The sequence below is a fragment of the Kitasatospora sp. NRRL B-11411 genome (assembly GCF_000721345.1).
Classification (GTDB): domain Bacteria; phylum Actinomycetota; class Actinomycetes; order Streptomycetales; family Streptomycetaceae; genus Kitasatospora; species Kitasatospora cineracea.
Map to the genome: position 1 here is coordinate 1 of NZ_JOGH01000209.1, position 6,230 is coordinate 6,230.

Sequence of the window (6,230 nt, forward strand, 5' to 3'; positions counted from 1 at the left end):
GAACGCCACCGCCTTCACCACCACCCACCACCCGGCCTGAGCCCCGCCAGCCCGTCCGATGGGCCCCCCACCCGAACCCCCCCTCCCCCCTCGCCACCGCCTCCCTCGCCCCACCCCTCGGCGGCACCTGGAACGCCACCGCCTTCACCACCACCCACCACCCGGCCTGAGCCCCGCCAGCCCGTCCGATGGACCCCGCACCCGACGCCTCCCTCGCCCTGCGCGCGGGCATCCACTCCCCCGCGCAGGCCCTGGAGTTCGTCCGCTGGCTGGCCGCCGCCTGGACCGACCGGCCGCTCACCCCCGCGGACGGCTGCCCCGAGTCCGAACTCGCTGCCGCCGAAGCCAGATTGGGCCTCCGCCTCCCCGCCGCCCTGCGCGCCGGCTACGCCCTGTTCGGCCGCCGGGACGACCTGACCCGCAACCAGGACCCGCTGCTCCCGCCGTCCGGGCTCCACATCGACGAGGAGCTGGGCGGGGTCCTGGTCTTCCGGGACGAGAACCAGAGCTGCGCCTCCTGGGGCATCCCGCTGTCCGCCCTCGGCCAGGACGACCCGCCGGTGCTGGTGGAGGCGGGCAACGGCCGGATCCCCTTCCTGGACCGGATGTCACTGGCCTGGGTCGAACTCGTCCTGACCGAGTTCCTGCTCGGCTCCCCCCACTACGACGCCTGCGAGCTCCCGTCCGCCCTGCTGCCCGCCCTGCACGAGCACCACGCCCGCCTCCCCCTCCCCGACCACCCGATGCGGGCCGGTTGGAACGACTCCCCGATCCGCTGGTACGCCGCCCCCGGCCGCCTGCTCCGCCACGACGGCCTCGGCTCCCACTCCTGGCTCCACGCCTGCACCCGCACCCCGGCCGGCCTCGACACCCTGCACGCCGATTTCCCGACCCGCTGGGTCTGTTGAACGGCTTCCCGCCGCGCATCCGCCGCAATTCTCCCTGACGCCCCGTCAGGTGATCGGAGGCTTGTCCGGAGCGGTCGATTGTCAGTGCTCGACGGAAGAATAACGGTCATGAACAACGCCGCTCTGCTCTCTTCCGGCGACTACGCCGATGCCGTTGCCACTGCCGCGCGGGCTGCCGCCGCCTACTACGGGGACGGGGCGACGGCGCTCGGGGACGACGAGTACGACGTGCTGGTGCGGGCGATCGCGGCGTACGAGGAGGCGCATCCGGGGGAGGTGCTGGCCGAGTCGCCGACGGGGAAGGTGGCGGGTGGCGCGGCGGTGGGGGACGTGCCGCACAGTGTGCCGATGCTGTCGTTGGACAACGTGTTCTCGGGGGAGGAACTCGCGGACTGGGCGGCCTCGTTGGAGCGCCGGCTGGGGCGGGCGCCGGCCGGGTGGTGCGTGGAGCCGAAGCTGGACGGGCTGGCGGTGGCGGCCCGGTACGAGGCGGGGGTGCTGCGGCGGGTGCTGACCCGCGGGAACGGGCTGGCGGGTGAGGACATCACGCACACGGCGGGGGACGTACTGGGCCTGCCGGCCGTCCTCGCCGAGCCGGTGGACGTCGAGCTGCGCGGCGAAGTCCTGCTGACGCACGCGCAGTTCGAGGTGGCAAACGAGCTCCGGACGGCGCACGGCGCGGTGCCGTTCGCCAACCCGCGCAACGGCGCGGCGGGGACGCTACGGGCCAAGGACCGGCCGTACCGGATCGAGTTGACGTTCTTCGCCTACGACGCGGTGGGCCTGGAGGGCGCCGATGGCACCGACGGGGCGCCGACGCACAGTGCGCTGCTGGAGCGGCTGGCGGCGCTCGGGGCGAACACGGCGGCGTCGACGGCGGCCGCGCCGCTGCGCTGCGAGAGCGTCGAGGAGGTGCAGCGGCGGGTCGAGGAGATCGCGGGGATGCGGGCCGCGCTGCCGTTCGGCATCGACGGCGTGGTGGTGAAGGCCGACGACGCGGCCGACCAGCGGGACGCGGGCTCCGGTTCGCGGGCGCCGCGCTGGGCGGTGGCCCGCAAGCTCGCGGCGGAGCACAAGGTGACCAGGCTGCTGGGGGTGGAGTGGGCGGTGGGCCGGACGGGCATCATCGCGCCGCGCGCCGTGCTGGAGCCGGTGGTGATCGACGGGGTGACGGTGTCGTTCGCCACGCTGCACAACCCGGCCGACATCGAGCGGCGCGGGCTGATGCTGGGCGACCGGGTCTTCGTCTACCGCGCGGGGGACGTGATCCCGCGGGTGGAGGCGCCGCTGGTCGAGGAGCGCACCGGCGAGGAGCGGCCGATCGTCTTCCCGTCCGCCTGTCCGCGCTGCGGGGAGGCGATCGACACCGGTGAGCAGCGCTGGCGTTGCGTGCGGGGGCGCAACTGCCAGGCGGTGGCGTCGATCATCTACGCGGCGGGCCGCGACCAGTTGGATATCGAGGGCCTGGGTTCGACCCGGGCGGTGCAGCTGGTGGAGGCCGGGCTGGTGCGCGACCTGGCGGACGTGTTCACGCTGACTCGCGAGCAGCTGCTGTCGCTGGAGCGGATGGGCACCACCAGCACGGACAACCTGCTCGCGGCGATCGGAGCCGCCCGGACGCGCCCGCTGAACCGGGTGCTGTGCGCGCTGGGCGTGCGCGGGACGGGGCGCAGCATGTCGCGGCGGATCGCGGCGCACTTCGGTTCGATGGCGGCGATCCGGGCGGCGGACGCGGAGGCGCTGGCGCTGGCGCTGGTGGACGGCATCGGCCCGGAGAAGGCCCGGCTGGTGGTGTCCGAACTCGCCGAGCTGTCGCCCCTGTTGGACCGGCTGGCGGAGCTGGGCGTGGGCACCCAGGTCACCGCGGCGGCCGTGGTGGCCGCGCTGGCCGATCCGGCGGCTGTCACGGAGGGGGCCGTCGCGGAGGACGCCGGTGCGCAGGCCGTCGTCGGCGGTGCGCTGAGCGGCGGTCCGTTGAGCGGTGAGGCGGTGGTGGTGACGGGCAGCATGACGGGGGCGTTGGCCGCGCTCTCCCGCAACGAGATGAACGAGCTGATCGAGCGGGCCGGCGGCAAGGCGTCGTCCTCGGTCTCCAAGCGGACCACGCTGCTGGTCGCCGGGGAGAAGGCCGGTTCGAAGCGCGCGAAGGCGGAGGAGCTGGGCATCCGGATCCTCGACCCGGAGCAGTTCGCGGCGCTGGTCGCCCGGCTCCTGCCCGTCGCGGTCTGAGTCCGGTTCCTGCCGGCAGGGCGTCGTTCTGTCGGTCCGTCGGCCCGGTGCGGGTGGTGGTGATGGTGCCGCCTCCGTTCCGGGCCGACGGGTTTTCAGGAGGCAAAAGGGAGACAAAGGGATGACCATCGAACGGCTAACATTATGATCTGATGAGCAAGGTCGGTCGGGGTGGGCCGGATCGACCTGGACGCGTGACAACGGGGGCAGTGGTGTCGCAGCAGATCGTGGTGGATCCGGACAGTCTCCGGTCCGAGGGCAGCAGCATGGCGGCGGTCGGTGAGGACTTCCTGGCCGCGGTGAACGACCTGTCAGGACGGTTGCAGGCCCTGGAGAAGGGCGACACCCCGCCGTGGGGCGACGACGACCTGGGCGAGAAGTTCGGGGTCGTGTACGAGGGCCTGCGCGACGGGATGAAGGAGTCGATGCAGTCCCTGGGCGAGCGGATCGGCGAGATCGGCCAGAAGCTGCAGGGCATGGCGGCCAACCACGAGGCGAACGAGGCCACGACGGACGGCTCGTTCCGGACCCTGGAGTCCGCGCAGGGCCAGGTGGGGAGCGGCATCCACGCGCTGTACCGGCCGCGGGCGCACTGACCCGCGCCGTCCCGGCCCGCCTGGTCGTCCCGGCCGGCCTGTCCGACCGGTCTGTCGTGGCTGTGCTGTCCGACCTGGCCGTGCTGTCTGTCCTGTTGTGAAGTGCGTGTCGTTACGGGGGGTTTGGCGAAGTGTCGCTGATGTTGCCGGACAGCGTCGAGTGGGTCCTGGAGATGCTCGGCTTCGACTGGCCGACCGCGGACGAGGACAAGCTGATGGAGTCCGCGCAGGTGTGGCGCGACTTCGCCGACCAGGTCGAGGAGTTGCACTACCGGGCCGCCGGCGCCGCCAACAACGTGCTGGCGAGCAACGCGGGCGACTCGATCGACGCGTTCGCCAAGACCTGGGAGAAGTTCTCCGGCGGCGGCAGCGGCTACCTGGCGGACGCCGCGATGGCCGCCCGGCTGATCGCGGCGGCGTTCGACGCGGCCGCGGTGATCGTGATCACCTGCAAGGTCGCCGTGATCGCGCAACTCGTCGCACTGGCAGTGGAGTTGATCGCCGCCCAGGCCGCCGCACCGTTCACCCTCGGCCTGTCCGAACTGGGGGCCGCCGGAGCGACCCTGGCCACCAAGGCCATCGTGCGGCGCCTGCTGAAGGAACTCCGGCAGGCCCTGGTCGAGGCCATCATGGAGACGCTGAAGGAACCGGTCGTCTCCGCCGTCCAGGCCATGATCAGCGACCTGATCGCCCAGACCGTCAACCAGGGCTTCGGCGCCCAGAGCGGGTACGACCTCGGACGCACCGGCAAGGCGGGCGCCGAGGAGTTCAAGGACGCGGTCAAGAACTCGGGCCAGACCTTCACCGAGGCCCTCCGGGACGGCGCAGGCGCCCGAGCCGGCGGACACGCCCGCAGCGGACTGGACCACGCGGCGGGACGCGGCAGCGACTCCGGCTCGTCGGGCGGCAGCGACAGCAGTAGCGGCAGTGGCGGCAGTGGCGGCAGCACTGGCGGCGGCAGCAACGACGACAGCAGCGGCAGTGGCAGCGGTACGGGCGCTTCCACCTCTGCCTCCGGCGGCACCGGTTCCACTTCCGGCAGTGCTGGTTCCGCTTCCGGCAGTGGCGGGACGGCTTCGGGGGACAGCGGTCCGTCGTCGGGCAGTTCCGCTTCGGGCGTGCCGTCCGGCGGTGCTCCCACCGGGAGCAGCCCGGCTTCGGGGACGTCCACCGGCGGCGGCCCGACCACGAGTACGCCGGCCGGGAGCGGGCCGTCCGGGACGGCTGCGTCCAGCAGTGGTCCGTCCGGTGACGGGCCGTCGGGGCAGAGCGCCCCCGGTCCGGGAGGTGAGTCTCCGCGTCCGCAGCAGCAGCCGGCGGCGACGACACCGGCGGGCGAGCCTCGTACCAACACGCCGCTCGACCCGTTCGGCACCCGGCTGACCCCCGACGCGGACAGTACCCCCGCCGCCGCCGGCCCGACCCCGCACAGCACCCCGGTCGACGCCAACTCGGCTTCCCCGGACGGACGTTCGGCACCGGACTCGTCACACCCCTCCCCCACGCCGAACAGCGACACCGGTACCGGCACCGGCACCCGCCCGGACGCGGACACGACGCGGCCCGCTTCCACTCCCGCGGAGGGCGGCACCCCGGACCGCACCCCGTCCCGCACGCCGGACCACGACCCGGGCACCCACCCGGCCGCGTCCGACAACGCCCAGAACCGCGCGCCCGACGGCGATCCGACGCGTCCCGGCTCCACCGACAACGCCCCCTCCCGCACGCCGGACAGCGGTACGACCCGGCCCGACTCCGTCCCGTCGCACACGCCGGACGGGGACTCCGGCCGGCCCGGTCCCGCCCACGCCGACAGCACTCCGGACCGCACGCCCGACCACGACCCGGGCGCCCGCCCGGCGCCCGGCGAGGGCAATCCGCCGCCGCGCGCCTCCGAGGCCGCCCCGGCGGCCGGGCCTGCGCACGCGTCCGAGCGGCCGCACTCCGGTGACGTCCCGACGCCGCGCGACGAGAGCGCTCCGGCGGGGACCCGCCCGGACGCCGCGACTCCCGATCCGCGGACCGCCGAGCACGCCACGGCACCCACACCCACCCCTGCGCACGCCTCGTCCGAGGCCGGTCCCGCCCGGGTCGATCCCCGCGCGGCCTTCGCGGGGACCGCAGACCACGCCGGGAGCGCAGACCACGCCGGGACCGCCTCCGGCGACGGGACCGCGGGCACCCGTCCCGTCAGCCTCAACACCGCCGGTCTGGGCGCCACCGCCACCGCTCCCCCGGCCCACTCCGGACCGGACCCGCGCCTGGGCCACACCCCGACGCCGACCCCGGAGCAGAGTGTCCCGGCCGGTACGCCGACCGGCACCCCGATCGTGCCCGGCACCGTCCCTACCGGTACCGTCCCGACCGGTACCACCCCGGGCGGCGCCGCCCCTGGCGGGAACGCCCCCGCAGCCACCCCCACCGGCAACCGCCCCACCGCCGCCGCCCCCGCTCCCTCCGTCCCCCACCAGAACACCCCCGCCCAGAACGCCACCAC

4 protein-coding genes are annotated in these 6,230 nt (G+C 74.4%); all 4 read left to right on the plus strand.

Annotated features, from left to right (window positions below; genetic code table 11):
• Positions 1–188 precede the first annotated feature (188 nt).
• Positions 189–908, plus strand: coding sequence for an SMI1/KNR4 family protein (locus IH44_RS0138595; RefSeq protein ID WP_030464530.1), 720 nt, complete (start codon positions 189–191; stop codon positions 906–908).
• A gap of 108 nt (positions 909–1,016) precedes the next feature.
• The gene (gene ligA / locus IH44_RS0138600) at positions 1,017–3,137 is read left to right on the plus strand and encodes an NAD-dependent DNA ligase LigA (RefSeq protein ID WP_030464531.1); all 2,121 of its coding nucleotides are present in this window, start codon (positions 1,017–1,019) and stop codon (positions 3,135–3,137) included.
• A 212-nt stretch (positions 3,138–3,349) separates the two neighbouring features.
• Positions 3,350–3,733 carry a WXG100 family type VII secretion target gene (locus IH44_RS0138605; protein WP_198545113.1) on the plus strand — a complete coding sequence of 128 codons (384 nt, stop codon included), beginning with the start codon at positions 3,350–3,352 and terminating at the stop codon, positions 3,731–3,733.
• A 140-nt stretch (positions 3,734–3,873) separates the two neighbouring features.
• Positions 3,874–6,230, plus strand: a 2,357-nt coding sequence (locus IH44_RS43485; RefSeq protein ID WP_157852616.1) for a hypothetical protein, incomplete at its 3' end; no start/stop codon positions are given.

Excerpts from the sequence above, each read along its gene's own strand:
- ligA (WP_030464531.1), top strand. The coding sequence starts at position 1,017 with ATGAACAACGCCGCTCTGCTCTCTTCCGGCGACTACGCCGATGCCGTT.
- IH44_RS0138595 (WP_030464530.1), top strand. The coding sequence starts at position 189 with ATGGACCCCGCACCCGACGCCTCCCTCGCCCTGCGCGCGGGCATCCAC.